General features: G+C 33.0%; 19 protein-coding genes and 7 pseudogenes. 4 read left to right on the top strand and 22 right to left on the bottom strand.

The genetic code is table 11. From position 1 onward, the window contains the following. Window positions 1-270: 270 nt before the first annotated feature. The gene (locus MHH42_RS28000; RefSeq protein WP_340894901.1) at window positions 271-2703 is read left to right on the top strand and encodes an immunoglobulin-like domain-containing protein; all 2433 of its coding nucleotides are present in this window, start codon (window positions 271-273) and stop codon (window positions 2701-2703) included. A gap of 68 nt (window positions 2704-2771) precedes the next feature. Beyond that, complete coding sequence (locus tag MHH42_RS28005) at window positions 2772-3302, top strand: SMI1/KNR4 family protein (RefSeq protein ID WP_070174114.1); 531 nt, start codon at window positions 2772-2774, stop codon at window positions 3300-3302. A gap of 208 nt (window positions 3303-3510) precedes the next feature. Here MHH42_RS28005 and MHH42_RS28010 read toward each other — a convergent pair. From MHH42_RS28010 to MHH42_RS28085, 16 genes and pseudogenes are all read right to left on the bottom strand, one after another. Further along, a pseudogene (locus MHH42_RS28010) lies at window positions 3511-3672 on the bottom strand (AbrB/MazE/SpoVT family DNA-binding domain-containing protein); the annotation flags it as partial. Between the two features lie 5 nt (window positions 3673-3677). Beyond that, window positions 3678-3893 carry a hypothetical protein gene (locus MHH42_RS28015; protein ID WP_070174113.1) on the bottom strand — a complete coding sequence of 72 codons (216 nt, stop codon included), beginning with the start codon at window positions 3891-3893 and terminating at the stop codon, window positions 3678-3680. A 219-nt stretch (window positions 3894-4112) separates the two neighbouring features. Beyond that, window positions 4113-4340 (bottom strand): hypothetical protein, encoded by a 228-nt coding sequence (locus tag MHH42_RS28020; protein ID WP_000206853.1) that lies wholly within the window; start codon window positions 4338-4340, stop codon window positions 4113-4115. Between the two features lie 161 nt (window positions 4341-4501). Further along, window positions 4502-5101, bottom strand: coding sequence for a hypothetical protein (locus MHH42_RS28025; RefSeq protein ID WP_171903040.1), 600 nt, complete (start codon window positions 5099-5101; stop codon window positions 4502-4504). 387 nt (window positions 5102-5488) lie between these two features. Beyond that, the gene (locus MHH42_RS28030) at window positions 5489-6373 is read right to left on the bottom strand and encodes an Rpn family recombination-promoting nuclease/putative transposase (RefSeq protein ID WP_340894906.1); all 885 of its coding nucleotides are present in this window, start codon (window positions 6371-6373) and stop codon (window positions 5489-5491) included. A 117-nt stretch (window positions 6374-6490) separates the two neighbouring features. Continuing rightward, a pseudogene (locus MHH42_RS28035) lies at window positions 6491-6651 on the bottom strand (LacI family transcriptional regulator); the annotation flags it as partial. A 119-nt stretch (window positions 6652-6770) separates the two neighbouring features. After that, the gene (tnpB, locus tag MHH42_RS28040) at window positions 6771-7919 is read right to left on the bottom strand and encodes an IS200/IS605 family element RNA-guided endonuclease TnpB (protein ID WP_070174267.1); all 1149 of its coding nucleotides are present in this window, start codon (window positions 7917-7919) and stop codon (window positions 6771-6773) included. Window positions 7920-8090: 171 nt separating this feature from the next. Further along, window positions 8091-8168 (bottom strand): annotated as a pseudogene (locus MHH42_RS28045) (LacI family DNA-binding transcriptional regulator); the annotation flags it as partial. A 177-nt stretch (window positions 8169-8345) separates the two neighbouring features. After that, a pseudogene (terS, locus tag MHH42_RS28050) lies at window positions 8346-8849 on the bottom strand (phage terminase small subunit); the annotation flags it as partial. A 480-nt stretch (window positions 8850-9329) separates the two neighbouring features. After that, window positions 9330-9407: pseudogene (locus MHH42_RS28055) on the bottom strand (DNA translocase FtsK); the annotation flags it as partial. A 522-nt stretch (window positions 9408-9929) separates the two neighbouring features. Beyond that, window positions 9930-10214, bottom strand: coding sequence for a hypothetical protein (locus MHH42_RS28060; RefSeq protein WP_070174266.1), 285 nt, complete (start codon window positions 10212-10214; stop codon window positions 9930-9932). Between the two features lie 201 nt (window positions 10215-10415). Beyond that, window positions 10416-10959, bottom strand: a pseudogene (locus tag MHH42_RS28065) (site-specific integrase). Then, a complete protein-coding gene (locus MHH42_RS28070) occupies window positions 10959-11441 on the bottom strand; it encodes an ArpU family phage packaging/lysis transcriptional regulator (protein ID WP_070174265.1) in 483 nt (160 codons plus the stop codon). Before MHH42_RS28070 ends, MHH42_RS28065 begins: the two are co-directional and overlap by 1 nt. A gap of 358 nt (window positions 11442-11799) precedes the next feature. Beyond that, a complete protein-coding gene (locus tag MHH42_RS28075; protein ID WP_098180551.1) occupies window positions 11800-12456 on the bottom strand; it encodes a DUF6944 family repetitive protein in 657 nt (218 codons plus the stop codon). A gap of 813 nt (window positions 12457-13269) precedes the next feature. After that, window positions 13270-13494 carry a hypothetical protein gene (locus MHH42_RS28080; protein WP_340894913.1) on the bottom strand — a complete coding sequence of 75 codons (225 nt, stop codon included), beginning with the start codon at window positions 13492-13494 and terminating at the stop codon, window positions 13270-13272. A 474-nt stretch (window positions 13495-13968) separates the two neighbouring features. Then, entirely contained in the window at window positions 13969-14121 is a 153-nt protein-coding gene (locus MHH42_RS28085) for a hypothetical protein (RefSeq protein WP_340894914.1), read from the bottom strand. A 2262-nt stretch (window positions 14122-16383) separates the two neighbouring features. On the opposite strand from MHH42_RS28085, the gene MHH42_RS28090 reads away from it, so the two are divergent. Next, complete coding sequence (locus MHH42_RS28090; RefSeq protein WP_340894917.1) at window positions 16384-16968, top strand: exosporium leader peptide-containing protein; 585 nt, start codon at window positions 16384-16386, stop codon at window positions 16966-16968. A 295-nt stretch (window positions 16969-17263) separates the two neighbouring features. Next, window positions 17264-18130, top strand: coding sequence for an exosporium protein D (locus MHH42_RS28095; protein WP_340894920.1), 867 nt, complete (start codon window positions 17264-17266; stop codon window positions 18128-18130). A gap of 114 nt (window positions 18131-18244) precedes the next feature. On the opposite strand, the gene MHH42_RS28100 is transcribed toward MHH42_RS28095, so the two are convergent. The 6 genes and pseudogenes from MHH42_RS28100 to MHH42_RS28125 form a co-directional block, all read right to left on the bottom strand. After that, window positions 18245-18436: a DUF3954 domain-containing protein gene (locus MHH42_RS28100; protein ID WP_340894922.1), complete on the bottom strand. Its 192-nt coding sequence runs from the start codon at window positions 18434-18436 to the stop codon at window positions 18245-18247. A gap of 71 nt (window positions 18437-18507) precedes the next feature. After that, the gene (locus MHH42_RS28105) at window positions 18508-18870 is read right to left on the bottom strand and encodes a cell division protein SepF (protein WP_340894923.1); all 363 of its coding nucleotides are present in this window, start codon (window positions 18868-18870) and stop codon (window positions 18508-18510) included. Between the two features lie 10 nt (window positions 18871-18880). Further along, window positions 18881-19831: pseudogene (locus MHH42_RS28110) on the bottom strand (DnaD domain-containing protein); the annotation flags it as partial. 119 nt (window positions 19832-19950) lie between these two features. Beyond that, window positions 19951-20403 (bottom strand): JAB domain-containing protein, encoded by a 453-nt coding sequence (locus MHH42_RS28115; protein WP_070174259.1) that lies wholly within the window; start codon window positions 20401-20403, stop codon window positions 19951-19953. Between the two features lie 753 nt (window positions 20404-21156). After that, on the bottom strand, window positions 21157-21681 hold the full coding sequence (locus MHH42_RS28120; RefSeq protein WP_340894925.1) for a nuclear transport factor 2 family protein: 525 nt from the start codon (window positions 21679-21681) through the stop codon (window positions 21157-21159). Between the two features lie 155 nt (window positions 21682-21836). Beyond that, window positions 21837-22229, bottom strand: coding sequence for a nuclear transport factor 2 family protein (locus MHH42_RS28125; protein WP_340894926.1), 393 nt, complete (start codon window positions 22227-22229; stop codon window positions 21837-21839).

Genomic DNA, 22229 nt, shown 5'->3' on the forward strand with positions numbered 1-22229 from the left:
AGTCCGCTTTCGTGCTTTTTTATATGTAGTATAATCTCCCCATTTCAAAAAAGCATTTATTCAGTAATAAGAAACAATCCTAATATCCCTTTTACACTTTCTAATCTAACCTTCAATTTATAAGGACTTAGAGAGACACTCTAAAGCTAAAAAATATTAATATTTAGATATAACTCAATCAAATTATACATATAATGGATAACTTATGTTAAAATACCATTGAATATTATAAAAATACTAATTATTCAAACAGTGAAAAGGGGCATATAAATGGGGAATTCAACAACCAAATCAAAAAAACTAGTAGGGTTTGTAGCAACAGCAACATTAGCTACATCAATGATTGCAGGGGCAAGTAACGCGAGTGCACAAACGACAGATACATTAAAAACGGCTGAGCCAGTACAGGAAAAAGCAAAAGACAAGAAAGAAGAACGTCCAGAAAGCTTATTTCCGAGCATGGATATAAATTATGATACTACGATATATGTAGGAGATCCATTTGATCCAATGGCGGAAGTGTCAGCTTATGATTCAAAAGATGGAGATATTACTGATAAAATAAACATAGTTGGTGAAGTAAATCCTTTTGAGCCAGGCGGGTATAATTTAGATTATACGGTTACTAATTCTAGAGGTTTTTCAGTAATTAAACAGGTACATGTATGGGTTAAAAGGGGGGAGAAACCTATATTAAGATTACCTTATAGAGTATCGATTAATGTAGGAGATAAATTTGACCCAATGACAGGAGTATCGGCTATTGATGAAAAAGACGGTGACATTACTTCTAAAATAAAAGTTGATGGTAATGTAGATACTTCTAAACCTGGTACTTATGAGGTAACTTACACGGTTACTAATTCTAAGGGTCTTACAATAGTTAGGAAACAACCAGTTAAGGTTAAAGAGACGGAAGGAACAAAAAATGAAGTACCTGTATTAACTGTGCCATTTACTACTACACTTCATGTTGGTGAAGAGTTTGATCCAATGGCTGGTGTTTCTGCAACTGATAAGGAAGATGGCAATTTAACTAATAAAGTTAAATATAAAGGTAATGTAGATACTTCTAAACCTGGTAAATACATTGTAGAATATTGGGTTGTTGATTCTAAAGGAGTTAATGCGACAGCTACACAATCTGTAATTGTGAAAGAAAATGAAGAAACTCCCGATATGGAACCAAAATTAACTGCACCTACTAAAACAACAATTAATGTGGGAGATAAATTTGATCCAATGGCTGGTGTTTCTGCTACTGATAAAGAAGATGGCGACATTACCTCTAAAGTAACAGTTGATGGTAGCGTAGATACTTCTAAACCTGGTACTTACGAGTTAACTTATACTGTTTTAGACTCTAAAGAGCATAAGGTTACCACTAAACAAACTGTAACTGTGAAACAGAAAGTAGAGCCTAAAGATGAAGTCCCAGTTTTAACGGTACCTGCTGAAGCTACTATCAATATAGGAGATAAATTTGATCCAATGGCTGGTGTTTCTGCTACCGATAAAGAAGATGGTGATATTACTTCTAAAATAACAGTCGATGGCAGCGTAAATGCTTCTAAACCTGGTACTTACGAGTTAACTTATACTGTTTTAGACTCTAAAGGGCATACTGTTATCGCTAAACAAACTGTAACTGTGAAACAGAAAGTAGAAACAACAAATAAAGCACCTGTATTAACTGTGCCATTTACTACTACACTTCGTGTCGGTGAAAAATTTGATCCAATGGCTGGTGTATCTGCATCTGATAAGGAAGATGGTAATTTAACTAATAAAATTAAATATAAAGGTAATGTAGATACTTCTAAACCTGGTAAATACATTGTAGAATATTGGGTTGTCGATTCTAAAGGAGTTAATGCGACAGCTACACAATCTGTAATTGTAAAAGAAAATGAAGAAACTCCCGATATGGAACCGAAATTAACAGTACCTACTAGAACAACGATTAATGTAGGGGATAAATTCAATCCACTTTCTGGCGTTAAAGCTATTGATAATGAAGATGGTGATATTACTGATAAAGTAACAGTTGATGGCAGCGTTGATGCTTCTAAACCTGGTACTTATGAGTTAACTTATACAGTTAAAGACTCTAAAGGGCATACTGTTACCGCTAAGCAAACTGTCACAGTGAAACAAAAAGTAGAATCAAAAGATGAAGATCCAGTTTTAACTGTACCTACTGAAGTAACCCTTCATGTCGGCGATAAATACAACCCACTTTCTGGCGTTAAAGCTATCGATAAAGAAGATGGCGATATTACTGACAAAGTAATTCATTTGGGCGAAGTTGATACATCTAAAGCAGGTAATTTCGAAGTGAAGTTTCTAGTTCGTGATGCAAGTGGAAATGAAGTAACGGCCACACAAAAAGTAACTGTAAAAGATACAGACACTGAAAACGGTTCTGATAATAGTAATAACAACTCTAATTCTGGAAATGGTTCTGATAATAGTAGTAACAATACTAATTCTGGAGAAGGTCCTGACAATAGTAATACTACTACCGGAAACATCTCTGTCAATAACAACACTAGTAGTAATTTGGATAATAAAAAAGATACCATTAAAGAGCTTCCAAAAACAGGTGCAAATTCAAATAATGGTACCGCTGTAGGCATATTAGCAATCCTTGCAGGTATGTTAATTACTTTTGGTCGTAAATTTAAAAAGACTATAAAATAAAGATATTCATAGTCTCCAATCCTGTAGTGAAGGTATTATCTTTGAGACGTAAGAGGTGGATAAATAGCATGATAAATCAAGCTGAATGGTTGTGGCAACGTATTATCAAAAGAGGATCAGATTCTGAAGGTAACTTTAAAGAATCGTTAAATCTTCAGCCAGGTGCAAGTGATGAAGATTTTCAACTTATTGAGGATACACTGGGGCTTACACTCCCTGAAGAAATGAAGAGCTTTTACAGAGTATATAACGGACAAATTTGGGACCCCGGGGTGAATCCATTTGTAAGAAATTTGACTCTGTCTCCCATTTCTGAAATTATAGCAAATTGGAAATTTTTACAGGAAGAATTCGACCCTGATGATGATTTAGAGCCAGATATCGAAAAAGAGCTTAAACCAGCTCTTTGGAATTCTAAGTGGATTCCAATTGCAGAAAATGGTGGCGGAGATTACCTTTGCATTGATACAGATCCATCTGAAGTTGGGTTTACAGGACAGGTTTTATACTATTACCATGACTGGGGAAGGCGTGCTATCGAGGCAAAGAATATTTTTGCATTCATCGAAATTTGTTTAAAAGAAGGGAATTGTGAATAAATGTACCTAAAGTAATGTGTGCTTTATGTACATAAGAAAGGACATTACATATTAGATATGTAATGTCCTTTAATTTATCTAAGCCTATTCATTTTAGGTCTTGATTATTAGAAATTCACTCAATTTTTTAAAATACCATTCTATCCTAGTAAACAATCTATTTTTACAGATGGTACTTGCTGCAAATGAAATCTTTAGGATATTAAACCTATTTCACCAAAAATTTTTCTAATTCTTCAGCTAAATGTCTAGCTCCATTAGGACTTAATGTAATTTTTCCATCTGCTAAAGTTATATTTCTCTCAGTTACCTCTCCAGTAATTTGGCAAGCATTATTAGGTGAATATCTTTTTTAAATTATATTTTCATTATGGCTTAGATTGCTCCAATTGTTGTTTCACTTTCAGTTATAAGATTTATTAACTCCTTTTCTCTATCATTATAATAACTAGTTAGTGTTTCAAAACGAAGCTTAATAAGTTTTTCAAGACTGAGCTTTTTATGATTATCAATTATTTCTTTCTCACTTAAGTAAGAAATATTATTCTTTAAGTTATAATGCTCTTTATTAATTACATCATTAATCTCCATATGAGCCTTTTTAATATTCTTGAACTACCCCCCATTTCGATATACGCCTATCATACAACAAACGTACATTCGATAGGTAGTGAAGTAACAGTTTATGTATGTCGAACAATTAAGATGGCTTCCTGCCATCCCTTGTCCGAAGCCAATTCATCTCCCACCTACTCACTTCGCGTTCCTTGAGGAAGGAGTCTTCTTGGCTAAAATGATAAAACTGAGTAATTACCTGTTACCCTTTATTTTATATATACTTTTCTTTAGCTTTGGCTTCTTGTGTAATCGTACTTTAGTCCCATTAATATCTAAGTCAATCTTTTCTTCCTCTAAAGCCTCCATTTTCTCTTTATGTTCTTTTTCAATTCTATCTCTTTCTTCTTTTCTCTTAGTCGCTTTGGGACCAATTACAAACAGAATTAAGAATATACTCACCATTACAACAAAAGTAGTCACTAGTACCTCTCCCCCTTTGCCAAAACTTCATACAACAAAATTCTTTTTAATGTATTAGACTTAACTCAGAAATCTATAGGAGGACGAGCACTAGCATAATTACACAGAAACATTATAGAAATTACCTGCACTATTCCTCCTTCTCCTTATATAAAACAAGATTATAAATGACGCAGTAAGGCCGGTACTAACAATGTCATTACAAATATAAAAATTGAACTATATCTCAAACTTGAACTCCATTTTCCATATTTGGGATGTTCAAATTTCTTATAAAGCATACCTAATGCTAAGGATATCAAAAACATTAATACAGCTGTTCCTAAAATTATAGAAGTAATTAAGCCCACCATATTACTCATAAAGGTTTGAAAATCAAAAGAACGTGTCGTCAACATTAACACTGGTAGAATCCTTATTAAAAGAATGAGAATAAATGAACCTACTCCAAAATATATAGATCTTTTTTTCCACTTTATATGTTTAAACCATAAAGAAGCCCCAAAAACTAATAATGATATTAAAATTACTACAGAAAGTATAAGGAAAATAACATCAAAGAATGCAGGCACACTCGCATGGACTGCACCATCTATTTTATCTCCCCCATCTTTTATTACATCACTGCCACCATTAAACAAAGAACCAAACCAGTCTACAATCCAATCGGTCATCCAGGAAATATCGAATGGTAACTCTTCATTATTTGTTTCTGCAGGAGCAGCTGAGTTATACACCTCCAAATTATCCTCCCCCTTAATTGAAATTAAGCCCTTTACTTTAAGTATATAAATTTCTGTTACCAAAACTAAGAAAATATTAAATCCTAAATGATTAAATAGAAGTTTCATTTGATATATATGTATACTCCCATTATGATAATTATCCGATGCATTTACTTTTGTCCCTATTATGGAATAAATAAAAAAGTATCTATCCAATTGTGATACACATAATAATTGGATAGATACTTCATTACACATTCTTCTTTCAATTTTTCTATATAATTGTGAGCAGAATGAAAAACATCAAAAAACTGATTAAGAAAAAGCACTGCCAAAATCTTTAGCAATGCTTTTCTATTAAGCGTACCATGATAATGAGCATCTACCTTCTTTTATTCATGAGTACTGTAGGTTCATATATATTTACTTTAATTTCAAGATACGTTCTATTTCCCCCACACTCAACTTACTTGCTTTGGCAATAGTTTCAAGCGGTACACCAATTTCATGCATCCCTCGAATCATTTGCATCTTACCTTGCTCAATGCCTTTTTCCATGCCCTCTTGTTCTGCATGTGCTAGCTTAGCTTGTTCATCTAGAAGTAATTTCTCTCGAGCTTCATATGCTGTTCGGAAAGAAGAATCGTGGCTCATATTTTCCCATTTATTTATTTCCTTTTGTAAAATTGGATCTTGATTCATCGCAATCTCCTCCAATGTTTGAGTTAAATGTTCATCTTCATTTGCTGGTAATAATAACATCCAACGAACAAATGTATTTTCCCAAGGGTTTACTTTTTCTTCACGCCATTGTTTTACCAATTTCGGTATCTCTACAAAATGGATTTCAATTTCGTCACTTAATAGTTGCTTCATTTTTGTATTCCATAATTGTCCGATGGTATGAAATGCATCATCCTGAGGAAACAAAATAAAGTCTAGTAAGTTAATCGTGATTGTTTTTCGAAGTGAACGGTATGGCATCCCTTCTTGCATTTGGGATGTATATAGTTTACTCCAATAGTATAAAGATCGCTTCACCATATCATGTGTATTTCGAAGCTGAATTTCTATATTTACTTGCGTCCCATTATCTAGTGTTGCTAATAGGTCTAAAATCGATAGCTTATCATCTTCATAAGATTTATGGAGATGTGGATCATCTAGTTGTAGCGATGTAATAGATGCTTCTAAGGATTCCTCTAGAATTGCATTTAAGAAACCCGTTAAAATTTCCTCATTTCCCTTCGTTCCAAATAACTGTTTAAAAGCAAAATCAATGCGTAAATTTACTAATTTAGTGGACATGGATTTTCTCTCCCTGTCTATATCATCTCTTATTCTTATTGTACATAAAAAAAGGTAGGACATGCAAACAGGCTCTTATGCTATTTCACATAAGAACCTGCCTAAATCCACAAAAAAAGGATGATCTACGGTAAATAAAACAAGCGGCAAATCTCGATTTACTATTTTTCAACAAGTTTATGATTATTTAGTTCCGTTGCAATAATTATGCCATCTACTTGCTTTTTAAATAATAAATTGATGTATTCGTGATCACGTTTTGTTTGATGGTCTGTACTACTTGAACTACCCCCACTTACTCGCTAACGCTCCTTGAAGTGGGGGATTCCTAGATACAGAAGCCTATCGGCTTCTAATTCATTAGGCTATCCCCACCGTCCCGGCGGTTCTATTCTTTCTAGCAGCCCATTTCTACTAACACTAAATCCCGTATATTCAAAGCTGCATTCACATCTGCATTACCTTTGTAGCCACAACTTACACACTCAAACTCTGATTGACTTTTCCTATTCTCTTTAGAGACATGTTCACATTTACTACATGTTTGTGAGGTACAGTGTGGGTTTACTGCTATGACCTTCTTTCCATACCACAAGGCTTTATACTCTAACATGACCCTGAAAGAGTACCAGGCTCTTTTACCTATCTCTTTAGAGAAGTTTCTACCTTTAACCATTTTACTTACTTTCAAGTCCTCTACCCCTATGTTATCATGGTTTTTGATAATCATGGTAGAGAATTTCTGTAAGTAGTCTGTTCGCATATTCTTTATCTTTTCATAGACTCTAGCGACCTTTTTACGTTGTTTTTCCCAGTTAGAAGACCCTACCTTTCTACGGGAAAGAACTTTTTGTAATTGTATAAGTTTTTGTTCTAACTTTGGACTTGTAGGAAGAACGTACTCTTTTCCATTAGATAAGGTTGCAAATCGGACTAACCCTACGTCTATACCTACGGTATTTCCCGTTTTAGGTAATTGAACCACTTCCGTGTCTGTAAGGACTGAGATGTAATAACGTCCAGAAGGTGCTTTACGTACCGTTACCCTCTTAATATCTCCGACTACCTCCCGAGAATTAGCGAACTTAACAGACCCCAGTTTAGGTAGTCTACTTCGGTTTTCTATAACCTCTATATTGTTACTGACCCTCTTAGAAGTAAAAGACTGTACAGGGTTTTTCTTTGACTTAAATCGAGGTTTCCCACCCTGCTTCTTATAGAATCTTGTGTACCCCTCGTGTAAATCCTCTATAGAAGACTGTAAGGCAGTACTGTCCACTTCCTTTAACCAACTGTAATTCTTTTTTAGTTTCGGAATGTTCGGAATCGCTTGGTATTTACTAAACAGGCCCGTTTTGTACTCTTCAAAAAGGGAAATACCTGCCTGCACAAGTTCTTTAACCTGTAACCACAGTTTTTCTTTCTTCCTCTGTTCTGCTAGAGAAAAATTAAATACAAATCTCGCACACCCTATAGTCTTATCTATTAGCTCCTTTTGCCTCTCGTTTGGGTACAAACGGAACTTGTATGCCTTCTTGACTAGCATTTACATCTCACCTCCCTTACCTACATTCAATGTTCCTTTATATTATCTTACCATGTGGAAATCCTATAGGTCGGGCATATTAGGTAGCTAACGCTACCCGTTGTCCGAAGGCAATTCATCCATTACTTTATTTACTTTGTTTATTGTTTTTTCACTAATACGCCCTGTTTAATTAATTACCTTAGATACAGTCGCTATTGATACACCTGCTTTTTCTGCAACATCATAAATTGTTGGTTTGACTTTGATTATCCCTTCTTAAACTTCTTTTTCTATATTTTATCATAAATATATTTTGCTTCTTGGTACACCAAAGGAAATTTTGTAAAATTTGTAGGTACTTCTATCTTCTAGCGTAGTGCTTCACATTTACAAGCTAATCAACCTTGATGAAACTCCAGTAAAAATATTTCATGGATTTGCTTATTAGACATTTAAACCACCACTGATATTGTCTACAATGACAACTAGTTCAATATTGTTATCATCATTATTAGTATTAGATTTAATTTTGTTGATTGGAACCTGGATAAATTCAAGTTTAGCGCGTCGCTCATCATCTATATTTGCTAATCTATCAAAATCTCTAATAAGAGCAGACAAAGTAGATAGCGCCTTAGATTGAGCATTTAAGAAACTAGCCTGTTTATCCCAAGCAAATTGAATTCCCCACTCTTCTTCAAATCCGCTTTCACCAACCTTAGTCTTACGGAGCTCCTATGTCATATCTTGATTATCTTTAACAAACATAATACGTTGAGCATGGATAATTTGAGCGTACTGCAGCATTATACTTTCCCATAGAATCGATAAAGAATCATTGTTAATTGCTTCCTCTAGCTCTTCTTTTAAATCATATAATTCTTGTGGCAAATACTTTCTATATAAACCATGAGTAGCAGCATTACCATTACGCAGTGGAGCGGCACCACAGATATCAATATCCTTATGGATATCCAATAAGCTCATACTACCCTACCACTATGCACTCGACCATGTCACAATCATCACTATGCACTCGTTTAAAGGCAATATAAGCAGAAAATAGTAGCAAACTTCGCGGGTTATACTACCAATGGCATCACGCAACCTCTCAAGAGCAGAAAAATGCAATTAACGAACGAATTAATGAAATAGAGGCGTAGCAATTTAGAATAGAAGATGAAATGTCATATATAGGTTGTTATTAAGCTTCAAACAATACATTTAATATATTAAGAGAATCCTCATTAACGAAAATTAATAGTTGTAACCAACATATACTTATAGATTTAAATAAGAAAAAAAGCACCCACATCTGCGGATACTCTTCATATATATACAATAGGGTGACGCTTTATTACGTCCTATTTTTTTATTATATAATTTCTACATAACAAAGAAAAAAGCACCAGTTATGGATACTACTCTTTAATTAATACTGCTTCCTTCATATGGACCAATAACTCTATTCTCTTCAAGACGATCAATAATCTTTGCTGCACTAGTATAACCAACTCTATTCTACATTGAATCCGAGTTACTTATGCAGCTTGTTAGCTTCTTCTATAATGTTCCCCTGCAATTTCATCACTTAAATGTGTTTCCGTCATATAAATTCTATCTACCACACAAATAATAAAAAGCACACGAATGGACGTTTTGATATAAATTATTAATTTGTACTTCAATTACAATACGTGAAGTTTTATCTTTCTTCCAGTTACCTAATGATGCTATGCTGATCTGCATCAACAATATTTAGTAACTGGAAGAAGAGCAAAAGCCCTTCTCCGTTTATACAACGTGAATTGCAATTGAATATGAAAACAAGAAACAACTGTTCATTCAATCTGCAACCATCGCCACCGGTTATGACGATCCATTTTTAGTTATAAGGAATTTTGTGAGCAATGTTTTCCGCCACTACTCACTATACAAATATATCAAGTTAATTCCAAAACAACCAGCATATTTACTGCTAAAAAGCGGTCACGACTCTGCCAATTACTTTATTCCCGTTATCCTTACTTATAATAGTCCGATGCCACTTAATTGAACATAGTTACTATTAACCTGCACTTTTATAACTTCAGCAATGCCTTTAATATCAGTTGCATAAATTGTAGAAAATGTAACCTCCACTTCTTTATCATAGTATGCTGCCATTATAAAAAAATCTTTTGGTCCCGGATATTCAATGTCTATTGTCCATTTACAATCCTTGTCTCCATGTATCTTAAAATAAACTTGATTATAATTGACTTCCTCTCCTAACCCTTCTATAAATAGCTTTTTCACACTATAGGTCCTCATCTTCTCAACTCCTTACTATTTTAATTCTAACAAACAGCACCAATCTTTTAACAGTACGTAGTTATCCATATCTTATATTGTGTGTAACTGACCCCTTCGCTGAATCCCTTGCTATCATTGACTTAATCAAACTTTTCCTTTTGAGTTACACAGTACGGAATTTATGAGTAACTGTATAGATTTAAAAAGAAAAAACAATGCTTAGATTTTAAATCTAGTCATTGCTTTATCCATTGCATCTTGGTTTATACCTATATAACGTAACGTGACCTTCTCTGACGAGTGATTGAATATCTCCATAAGTAAATGCTATGTTTTTCGTTTGCATGTACATATGATACCCATACGTCTTTCTTAACGTATGGGTTCCTATTTCATCTAACCCAAACTCTGCCGCTGCTCCACTTAATATCTTATATGCCATGCTACGACCAATTGGACGATTCTTCCCTTGTCTACTTTGTAGTAAATACTCATTGTCTTCTCTTTCTTCAATAAACTTTTTAAGTTCTCTTTTTAGTGCTGCAGTAATTTGTATTCGTTTTTGTTTCCCTGTTTTCTTTTCCCTCATAGAGATATGACTGCCTTTGACATCCCCTACTTTTAGTTTCAAAATACCTGAGATTCTAAGACCTGTATTAATACCCATAATGAAGAGAATGTAATTACGTAAGCCTTTTTTCTTAAAGTCCTCTTTTAGCTGTTGTATTTGCTCTGGATCACGTATCGGTTGAACAAAATTCATTATTCATTACCTCCTGTTTCTTCTGTCTCGTAAACTTCTAATCCAAGCGCAAAAGCAAGTTTATAAAACGCTTTAGACTTCCAACGGCGATATGTACGCTCTGACATTCCGATTTCGTTATAAACCATGTAATCACACATATCCTCTTCTTCTAAATAACGTTTAAAAATAATATCCCTTTGAATACTTCCTACACGTCCATTTCCTAATCGAGTTAGAAACTGATCAATACGTAATGACATTCTCTCAAGCCACTCTTCTCGTTTACTTTGTTGAATATTCGCTATAGCAACATCTTCTAACGGTTTTCCGACTGCATGTGTAGGACCATGCTCACGTATTTCATAAGAAGGAGTAAATTTCATTTCTTTACGCATCATCCCAAACTGTCTATGTATACGTACGCTTTCCAACACACCTTCTAATTCCTCTTGTGTTGCTATTCTATCATTTTTTGGTAAGAAAGATAATTGTTTAGTCATGTAAGACCACTCCTTTTTATTTTTAAATTACCTTTGTCTTAAAGCTCCATGTCTACGTTCATAACGTGGACCACGATTTCCCATTAAATCTTCAATGTCACGAATGCTTAGTTTTTCTTTTCGTTTTTTTCTTGTTTTTCTTCTTAGCTTGTTTTGATTGCTTTTTCCATTCGCGCAATTGATCTCTTAGCACCTTCATTTCTCCATCTCCCTTTTTAAAATAAAAAGGACACCTATCCCTAAAACAGCTTTCATTGCCGCTTTAATGAATTGGTGTCCTCTAGTTTTCTAGCCGGACTATATTCTGTTTGCTTTCACTTTAAAAGGATTATTGTTTTAACTGTTCTATTAAATTACTCTATTCATCGTTCCCTTCCAATTCCTCACTCTCTTCACGTATTTGTCCAATTAATGAAATTACAGAACCAACTGCTTGAACCCAACTTCCTATAATATCTATTAGCTTTCCTTCTTCATTTTCATTAGTTTCGTTGTTTACCTGAGTGTTTGTATCTTTCTCCACATCATTTACATTACCTTCTTTATTAGACTGGTCCTCATTTCTGATACTTTTTAATTCGTCAATACCCCCTATTGCCTGTAATGAATTCCCAATTGATTGTAATAAGTTTCCTATAATATTTAAGGATTCATCTTTATCGGATGTATCCTCAAATTCATCTGCTAATGCTGTAAGTCCACCCAAAGCCTGTGTCCAATTCCCGGCAATCACTAATTTAATTTGTGTTTCTTCTTTAAAATCGATAATCAATCCAGATATTACAGTAACATTACCAATTGATTGGATTTCATTACCGATTTTTTCAAGAGACACTTCTCCTTGACCATCAGCCTCTAAAGCATTTCCAACAGCCTGTAATACGTTTCCATAAACATTTAAATCCTTTCTTACATTACTGCTTATAAAATCAAAAGGCGTACTTCCAATAGCGGAAGTAATTGTTCCTATTGCTGCAACCCATGCACCAAATATCTCTTTAAATTGATTTTCCATTTAAAACATATCCCAGCATTAAGTAATTAATATAATCCTATTCAATTACTCATCTCACTGTTAATAATTTTAAATGTCTCTTTGCCATCTCCTTTTTTATAATAATGTCTTATAAAAGTATTTTTTTAGGAATTATACGTATTTGTTAAACGTAATTCTATATTGCTTTTATACATATTACTGAACCAACTTTATAAACCGACTACATCTTTGAACTTATTAAAATACTCAAGATTCATTATCCGCTCCACATAATTTATAATGTTCAAAAAGCTCATATTGATTAGTGAAACATTCTAAACATTTTGGACAGATATACATTTGTATCACCATTTTCTTTTAAAATAAAACTCTTCCGATTCCGTTTATACTCTAACTGTAACTTTAAGTTACATACCGCTCCTATTAAAAGGATATTTTGTTCAGTTTCTTATAAAGTGTTAATATTCTTCATAAAGGAGGTCTACTAATGAAAAATTCCTGGAAGAAAGTTTCTTTAATTGCTTTCATAGTAATTGTCCTTTTAATAATTTTATATTTTGATGGCATGTCATATTTTTGGAACCAGCCCTGAATAAAAATCAATATTCCGCCAATACTATAGACAACCCATTTCGATCCATATTCCATGATTGGAGCAGTTAGCTTTTACTAGCTGCTCTTTTGTATACTTTTTTATATTTAAACTCATACTAAACATCGGTTATGTGTATACATGACTAAAATTTCTAATAACAAATTTACTGTTTAAATGCATCCTTTGGTTATTCTCCCGTTGGATGCATTTGAATTTTACAAAATGAAATTTTCATATTAATCTTCATCTAACGCGGTAACATTTAAATAATTACGAGCTTTCTTTCTGCTGGCCACTCTCTTTCTATGTGTTTTATAAAAGAGTATCGTCTTAGGAAGTGCACCCATATGTTGAGCGCACTCCTGTACAGTTCCGATACATATTAGCGATTCACCCTTATAAATGGCGTACTCCTTTAACTCCGTTACCCAACTCCCCTTTGCTCTAAAATTTAAGATCATTTTCAATTCTACATAATATTTTAAATTCTGCTTATACTATTACTATAGCTGTAACTTAAAGTTACATATCATTTACTTGTAGGCCCTAATTGTCCTTTATACAACATGTAGTTAGCTAATTACGCTGACTGCTTTGTTGTGCCAAATAAGATTTTTATTTCTCAACAACCATTTTTGGAATTAAAATCCCAATAGTGGTAATATGAAAGTAACTTTCAGTCACAATTTTTAACATGTCAAATATTGTCCCCTTTTAAAAGGTCCTGTGTCAACCAGGGCCTTTTAAACTTGTTCCCTACTAAAATAGCGTTTTTGTTCAATTTACTTTTCTTTATATTCCATCTCCAAAAATTCAGCATCCTTAATTTTATTCTGTAATTCTTCTTCCAGATAATAAAATACCGCTTCTTCTCCACCTTGTTCCGGCCATTCTCCTAACCTCACTTTCTATTCAAAGGATTATTTTGTTCAAAATTACTTATCTTTTAATCCACATTGCTTCATAGCTTCTTTTCTGATTTTAGTAGCTAACTTTCTATCCTCATCGCTTAAATGTGCAAAGTTAGTAGATCTAATGTAATAAGACCATTCATATATTTGAAGTAACTCGTTTTTATTTAATTTCATTTCCCTCTACCCCCTGAATAAAACTCAACATTCTGTCAATACCACAAATGGCACGGTGATCTTTTCTCCGATTTCCTTACACGAGCAGTTAACTTTTGTTAGCTGCTCTTTTATTGAATAAATTTCTAAAACATGTTAACTATATAGATACACCAAGGTTGAATACGAATGACCATTGCGTTCTTCTTATTCACTGTGCAGTTAGCTTTTGCTAACTGCTTTTTTATTGCGTCCTGACTCTTGCTTCTTGAAATACCCCTTGACTGCCTTTTCCCAATAAGTACCCATCCTTTTTTCCACCTTGAATAAATTTTCAAATCTTGTCTATGCTATAGATACATTCAATTATTGAACTTCCTAATTTAAGTATTAAGTGAATAAAATTCTAATTTTTTCCGATACTATGGAAGAATTTAAAAGGTTATATTAAATTCTTCCCACTCTAGCTCTCTCGGTCGAGAGGTGAGCAGTTAGTTTTTGCTAGCTGCTCTTTTATATTGAATTAATAATAAAATTTTGTTCTTTTTTCCTTTTTAATACATATAAATTTAACCTTAGCATTTAGCTCAAAAAGTTACCTCCTATCGTATGAGCACCATATAAGGGTGCTCTTTTTTATATCCTTTTTGCTACAAAATTAAATTTTGTTTTAGTTTTCTTTCATTTCCGAATAATATTTTCAAACCTGTTCATACTATCTTTGTAACTTTTAGTTACGAACTATTTCTGTAAGCGTAGCTTTTCTTTTATACAACAGGCAGTTTGTTTTATTGACTAGCTGCTTTGTTGTACAAGAATGAAGTTTTTTTGCTAAGCTTTTCACCATTTAATTAAATAAGCATATAATAGTTATTGAATAGGCATTTATAATCACTCTCTCAAAGAGCACTTTCATTAGTTGCTTTTTTCTATACATACAATTTAGAGATTGAATAATTCCCCATAAAAAACTTCTCACATTTAAATTAGACAAGCATATGTTATTGTATGAGAACTCGCCACTCATAGAAAACTACCTTTCTAATCTAAGAGCACGCATATATGTGTGCTCTTAGAATGTTTACAATGAAATAAAGAGTTTATTAATTTTCTCAATCCCCTAATAGAAAAGCATTAATAAAAATATCTGCATACTTATCGAATATAGTTTTGAATTCTGATAAAACTATATAATTTTGGAGTTGGTTAATACGTTACAAAAAACTGACCGTATTATCATTATGGTCCCTCCACTTTCACAAGTGTTTGTTACCTTTTTCTCATCATCAGGTGAACATATTTCATCACAAGTTTTGTCTAATACATCTGCATACCCTGCATCAATGTATGCACTTAATGAACTTGAAAGTGAAATGTTTGAAGTCGAGTTAAAACCAATACTACTTCATTTAAACTACAAATAATGGAATTCCCTTTACAATTTCCATAAGGAACTAAGACGGGCTAGGCTTTTAAAATAACAATTTTATTTAAATTTTCTACATTTTAACTGGATGAGCATATGTTATTGTATGAGGCATCCACTCATAGAAATCTACCTTTCTTGTCAAAGAGCATGTATATGCATGCTCTTATTGATTGCATTTAAAGAATTCACATTCATTAGAAACGTACATACAATAATCATGATCATCTCATTATTAATCATTTTGTATCATTTTCGATACACTCCTTGGTCATAGAGCGCCTTTTTCCTATGGCGCTCTTTAATTTTCAAATAAGGATTTTGTTCTGTTTTTTTATTTAAATCATATAAATAACATGGTGGTAAGTAATTAACTTGATCACTACCCGCTCAATTCTAGCACCTATAAAAGGTGCTCTTTTTGCGTATATTTTGTCCCAAATAACTATTTTGTTAAATTTCTCAATCCACAAAGTACTAACTTTATAAAATGAATTCATATACATTTATTGAATACATATTAAGTTCATATAAAACCAAATAATTTAGGAGCTGATTAGTATGACAAGTAAACCAATAGTAATAACGCTCCCTCCTATATCAAAAACCAAAATTATTTTTTATTCTTCTTCTGGTGAAGTAATTAACCACACCTTTTTTACAAACGAAACTTCAGAACCTATAGTAACGTTTGCATATTGTCCTATAGAATTCGAAAGATTTGAAACTAAAAGAATGCCCGTCCTTATAAAATATTTATGAAAATTCCATTGCCTAATTCCTCACTTGTCCATTTCGCTTTTCTCTATCCAGACATTTACTATTAGTAATACTAACTATTCAGAGGTGAAAATATAATGGACCAGTTTTTATCTTTTGCTGCAATAAACCCTAATTTAGTTGGACCTACTTTACCACCTGTTCCACCATTCACACTACCAACTGGACCTACTGGATCGACTGGGCTGACTGGACCTACTGGACCCACTGGATCACTATCAGTAGCTTACGGAACTTTTTGGCAAACGGAAATCATTACAGTCCCTTTCGAATCCCCTTTTTCTTTTGATCAGGCTGACCCTATGGTAGGGGGAATTTCTCTGTTAAATCCAACCACAATTAATATCACACAAGCTGGGGATTATCGAATTTCTTTCATTTCCTCGATTAACTTGACTGTAGCCCTTTCATTCCCTTATTCGCCTACCATTTCTATACTATTAAATAACAGTCTGATTCCAAATTTCAAAGCTACTTTTGGTCTTTCAATACTAGATTCAGAGGATGTAGATTGCGCTCAACTCATTGGGGACACTATTTTATCAGTCCCAGCCAACTCAACACTTCAACTTATAAATAATAGCTTTGTAGGTGAAAAAGACATTCGTACATGCGATAATGGAATAAATGCTTTAGAATTAAACATTATCAAATTAAACTAGTATCAGTACTCCTTTAAAACTAGGCGCTATTATGGATCTAGTTTTCAGTTTCCAATGAAATTTTTATACAAAGAATACATCAAATATCAAAAATAAATTCATAAAATATTTTATATTCTTTTCTTTTTAGAATGAATAGTCTTTACAGAGCACTTCCCGAAGTGCTCTTACATTTACATATCAAATAATGTTTTTAATTAATTACAAGAGCGGATTTTCTTATTGTGTACAAGCACTCTATTCTTTTTTTTAATAAAATATATAGATATCTCAAAGAAAGGAGAGCGACATAAGTATGGCTGATTATTTTTATAAAGATGGTAAAAAGTATTATAAAAAACAATCGTACACTCACCATCAAAAAGATAACTGTTTTATCGAAACCCATACAATAACTGGTTCGAATACAGCTTTAAATTTCAACGTACCAGCTAACACTACAAGAACTGCTTTTGAAGATTCCACCAATAACCACAATAAAACATTACTTGATCTTCGCATTCCCGGTACTTCTCAACCAATTGAAGTAACTATCCGAACAAGAAGTTTTCGTCTGCCGATTACTGTAACAATAGTTGCAGGTGAAACCAGGGTATTCCAAGTAGAGGATTTCCATAGCCTCACTCTCACAAATAATACTAATATCAATAGCAATATTGGTATATTCATTCAAAAAACATTTTGTATCTGTTGCAATAATCAAAATGATTCTCGTAACAAATATTATAAAGAACAATCAAATTCTCACTATCAAAAAGATAACTGTTTCATCGAAACTCATACCGTAGCTGGTTCAGAAACTACCCCAACCGAAAATGCACCTTTAACTATTATCGTACCCCCTAACACTTCAAGAAGAGTTTTTGAAGATTTCACTAATAATCACAACAAAACATTACTTCAAATATCTGTTCCCGAAGATGTCTCCCCCATCGAAGTCACTATTCAAACAAGAAAATCTCCTACACCAATTATCGTGACTCTTGCTACAAATGAAACAAGAGTATTTCAAGTAGAAGATTTTCAAAGCCTTACTCTCACAAATAATACCGAATTCCTTAATTTCATTGAAGTATTGATCAAAAAGACATTTTGTATCTGCTGCAATGATAGGAATAATTCGTGCGATAAATATTACCGTGATTACGAATGTGGGTGTTAGATTGACTGCCTCAAAAGAATCCTTATAATAAAGGGTTCTTTTTCTTTTACCTTAGTATCATCTAATTATTCACATTTGTTCAACATTTCATCTCTTAACAAAATTCGAATTTGATTAAAGTAACTGTGTTTTTCGTTCTTCCATACGAATTACTTTTCCACTTTGATATACAAATGATTGTTCACCAAATCCACCTTGGGGTGGTTCTATTAGTTGGACCTGACCATTTTTAACAACATATATTCCGTTTATTTCCAAATTTATTTCAGCTGTCATTTCTACAAGATTTTCTTTAATAATTCCCACTAAGACCACTCCCATATGTTATGATTATTTTGTCGAAGCAAGTCGGGAGCAATCTCGACTTTTTTATTTTGTTATAGATATTCCACAACATTATCAGGAATAAATGATTGTTCTAATGATAAATAAAGTCGTATTGAAATCGGTTCTTTATTATCTCTCGCAGACTTGCAAAGCTCCTCCGCTTCTTCCCAATCGAACTGCTTATCTTCCACTCGCTTAAATCTCCAAATTCCAATTGTATATTCCTCAAATAATTCATACTGATCATTAGGCGCTGTTGTTGGTTTTAATTCATCAGTAGCTCTTACTTGTTTTGGTACTTGAACACCTACATCCGTAAAACGAACTTTAGAATTTAATCGATGAATGTGTGCTTTCTCAGTATCGAATGCTACTACAGGCTCAACATCAAATATTGTTAACTGCTTTGGCATTACAATCCTCCTAAGCCTCTTTTTTATATTTAGCTAATACTTGTTCTAAACGTTTACGTTCACCCTCTAAATCCGTTTCATCGTGCTTTACAGGCTGAGATTGCAATTCTGTATCTTGTGTATGTAACCAATCAGGAACAATTTCTTTTCGAGCATTACTTCTGCCACCACGAGACTGGTATTTCTTACGGAATTGAGTTTGTGCAGCTTCAACATCAGTAATACTCTTATACCCCTTAGCATGCCAATCTCTTAAAATACCTTGTACATAAGACATATTAGGTGCATTCTTTTCTAGGGCTATTTTCATCGCTTTGATAACAAGCTGTGCATTCAAATCTTCAATCCATGCATTAATGCCTTCTGCTACAAATGGTTTAAGAACTCCAAAGTTTTGCTCATAAAATGCTATTGGATTTTCTTCTGCAACTTTTTTATCTCTTGAGCAGCTTGCTGCTTCTTCTTTTGTTTTTGTTTCTTCTTTTTCTTTTGTTTCTGTTTTTGTTTCTTCTTTTTCCTTCATAGGGTCTTCGAAGCCCCTTATAAGCCACTCAAAACGAGCTTGGAAGTATTCCTTAATACGAGGAATTTTAAAATCTTGCTGCTGTTCTAAATCTAAACATGTCTCATAAAAATCAATTAAAAAATCTTCACACTTAATATTCTGGATTTCTTTTAACACACACTTTTCAATATTCAAATTTGTAATAGCATTGAATTTAAGCCAATTAAGCAACATAATTTCTTTCGTCTTTTTGTTGTAATGAATTTTCCCGTAATCAGCAAACCGCTCTAGCAGCTTCTCAACCGTTTCACGGTTATACCCAGTATCCATTTCTATCACTCGTAGCGGAAGCTCATAGATACCACTCTGAGAAGTTTTGCTATTAGTGATTAAGTAGAAGTAGAAGTATTTCTCCTCCGGTGTAAGATCTAAAACGAAAGCATCTTGCCAATATGAATCTACATTCTTTTACATTTAAAACTAAAAAGAATAAGAAAATCCATGCGAGTAAACGCTTTAGAATCTTCTTATTCCTCCATACACACTCTTGAATATAGTTAGTTTATTACTTGTTATTAGATAATTCCCTTTTTCATTAAACTTACATAGCTGTTATCTCCAATAATGACATGATCTAGAAGAGGAATACCGATAATAATTCCACACTCTTTTAATCGTTTAGTTACTTCAACATCTTCATGGGATTCCATGCTATGTCCTGATGGATGATTATGGAAACATATGATTGAAGATGCATTGTTTAATATTGCCGTGCGAAAAGTCTCCCTCGGATGGACAAGCGATGAATCAACAGTTCCTTCGAACACAATGCTACAGCCAATAATTTCATTCTTTGTGTTTAAGTTAAATACACCAAAAATTTCATTAGGTCTTGATTCTATATCAAATATAATCTGTGCAAAGCGTACAGCATCCGCTGGACAAGTTATTTTCTTTTTCTCAATATCATAAATTCGATTACTGTCTTTTACCAACTTTACAGATTGAACCATAATTTTCTTACCCATGTCCTTCTCCTTTCGAAATAAAAAAGACGAGACTGCTCCTCTCATCTTTTTTCACCTTCTTTTGTATTTTGAAATCCAAAATTCTTATCTCCCTACTACAATACTTAATAATTTAAGATAATCTATCACACCCTTTTTAGTTGATTACTTGTCCTATTCCTACAACGCAAAAAAACCTCCCAGGAATACATTCGTATTACAAATTAGCGTATATGCGTTATACACTTCCTTGTAATGAATCGTAAACCCGAAAGGTTTGTGGTTATTTAGGAATGATTAAAAAGGAAAAATTTTCTTGTTAATATCATATAACACGTTTAATATTGTTTCAATCCTTTTTTGACAAAATACACTTTTCTAACTTAACATCATCCCTCTAATTAAATTTGATAAATCTATTAAACCAAAGAGAATGCCATTAATTAAATTAATTATACAAACATTAATCTTTGAAAAAAACTAAAAGTTCTCATATAAAAGCACCCAGATATTTCCTAGTGGTACATTTTATAACCTTGGAAAATAAAAAAAGAAAGACGAATAGCCATGTAAGGTATGATAGTTATATTACGTGTAGTGGACATACATTGGTACACTTCAATTAGAATATTGAATTATGTTTACATCTATATGCCTTTTCTATTCTCAGCATTATACGGTTGATGCTATACACCTCTAATAATTAAAACTGTGTTAAAAATGAAGAATCATTCTAGAAGTGCTTTTGTTACAACCATGCAATAAGTCTTTTACCTAAAACATAGTATTTTCATTAGCTGCCTCATTTGGAACTTCTTGAATTACATCCCAATGCTCGACAATCTTACCATTCTTTATACGAAATATATCCACTATAGCAACTCCCTTATCTTGAGAATTAGCTCGCGAATGTACATGAAGAGCAACTGTATCCCCTTCAGCTACTACACGTTTGATCTCTGCAGAGGAATTAGGATTTTTAACAAAATCCTCCTTAAAGAAATCCATGAAGGCTTTTCGTCCATCAGCTACAAAAGGATTATGTTGCTTATAATCTTCTCTAACATATTTAGGGATAATATCGATATTATGTTTGTTAAAAACTTCATTATAGAAATCAACTACCATCTTTTTATTCTTTTCATTTTCTTTTACTTCTTTTGATACAGAAGTAACATTCTCGCTCTTTATTGAGTTATCTTTGTTATTACCGGTGGAAGCTTGAAATATCAAAGTCGACACAATTCCTAAAATAAAAACAGAAATAATTATTACTATTAAATTTTTCTCTAATTTCATATATACCTACCTCTTCTAAATTATATAAATTATCTTCCATAACACACTTGAAAAAGGAGAAACCTTCACCAAAATATGATTTGCGGGGTAATGTTAGTAAAATTTGTTTGTCCTAACATTACTCCTTATACAAGGTATGCAAGAAGCGATTAAATCTAACTCAATACCTCATTAACAGTTGCACTGTCCACAATTTGAATAAACTTCTTAACCTTATCGTTCTCATCAAACTCATAAAGGTGACAAAAATCTGCTACAAATGACTTCCCTGTAGCTTTATATGTTCCACTATATTTTCCATACACGATAACAGTATTGTTATTAAAAGTATAAATTTCATCTTTAGCGCTATAGTCATCCCATTCCGTACCAAGACGTTCATGTACGTTTTTCACTACTTCATCTGGACCTATATAAGTACCTGCATATGGAAACCCAGCAGCTTCTGTCCAAGATACATTTTCACTTAAATACGTTTTGAACGCATCCAATTTTCCTTCGCCAGTTAACGCATACGTTTCATGTAATAGTTTTTGATATTTATTCAT

This window comes from Bacillus sp. FSL L8-0099, assembly GCF_038006385.1.
Lineage (GTDB): Bacteria > Bacillota > Bacilli > Bacillales > Bacillaceae_G > Bacillus_A > Bacillus_A toyonensis.

Bases quoted from the DNA above. Each gene is read 5' to 3' on its own strand.
- MHH42_RS28085 (WP_340894914.1), bottom strand. From the start codon at position 14,121: ATGAAATTAAATAAAAACGAGTTACTTCAAATATATGAATGGTCTTAT.
- MHH42_RS28070 (WP_070174265.1), bottom strand. From the start codon at position 11,441: ATGACTAAACAATTATCTTTCTTACCAAAAAATGATAGAATAGCAACA.
- MHH42_RS28120 (WP_340894925.1), bottom strand. From the start codon at position 21,681: ATGAAATTAGAGAAAAATTTAATAGTAATAATTATTTCTGTTTTTATT.
- MHH42_RS28115 (WP_070174259.1), bottom strand. From the start codon at position 20,403: ATGGGTAAGAAAATTATGGTTCAATCTGTAAAGTTGGTAAAAGACAGT.
- MHH42_RS28000 (WP_340894901.1), top strand. From the start codon at position 271: ATGGGGAATTCAACAACCAAATCAAAAAAACTAGTAGGGTTTGTAGCA.
- MHH42_RS28125 (WP_340894926.1), bottom strand. From the start codon at position 22,229: ATGAATAAATATCAAAAACTATTACATGAAACGTATGCGTTAACTGGC.
- MHH42_RS28080 (WP_340894913.1), bottom strand. From the start codon at position 13,494: ATGATCTTAAATTTTAGAGCAAAGGGGAGTTGGGTAACGGAGTTAAAG.
- MHH42_RS28075 (WP_098180551.1), bottom strand. From the start codon at position 12,456: ATGGAAAATCAATTTAAAGAGATATTTGGTGCATGGGTTGCAGCAATA.
- MHH42_RS28060 (WP_070174266.1), bottom strand. From the start codon at position 10,214: ATGAGGACCTATAGTGTGAAAAAGCTATTTATAGAAGGGTTAGGAGAG.
- MHH42_RS28090 (WP_340894917.1), top strand. From the start codon at position 16,384: ATGGACCAGTTTTTATCTTTTGCTGCAATAAACCCTAATTTAGTTGGA.
- MHH42_RS28105 (WP_340894923.1), bottom strand. From the start codon at position 18,870: ATGCCAAAGCAGTTAACAATATTTGATGTTGAGCCTGTAGTAGCATTC.
- MHH42_RS28015 (WP_070174113.1), bottom strand. From the start codon at position 3,893: ATGGAGATTAATGATGTAATTAATAAAGAGCATTATAACTTAAAGAAT.
- MHH42_RS28030 (WP_340894906.1), bottom strand. From the start codon at position 6,373: ATGTCCACTAAATTAGTAAATTTACGCATTGATTTTGCTTTTAAACAG.
- MHH42_RS28005 (WP_070174114.1), top strand. From the start codon at position 2,772: ATGATAAATCAAGCTGAATGGTTGTGGCAACGTATTATCAAAAGAGGA.
- tnpB (WP_070174267.1), bottom strand. From the start codon at position 7,919: ATGCTAGTCAAGAAGGCATACAAGTTCCGTTTGTACCCAAACGAGAGG.
- MHH42_RS28095 (WP_340894920.1), top strand. From the start codon at position 17,264: ATGGCTGATTATTTTTATAAAGATGGTAAAAAGTATTATAAAAAACAA.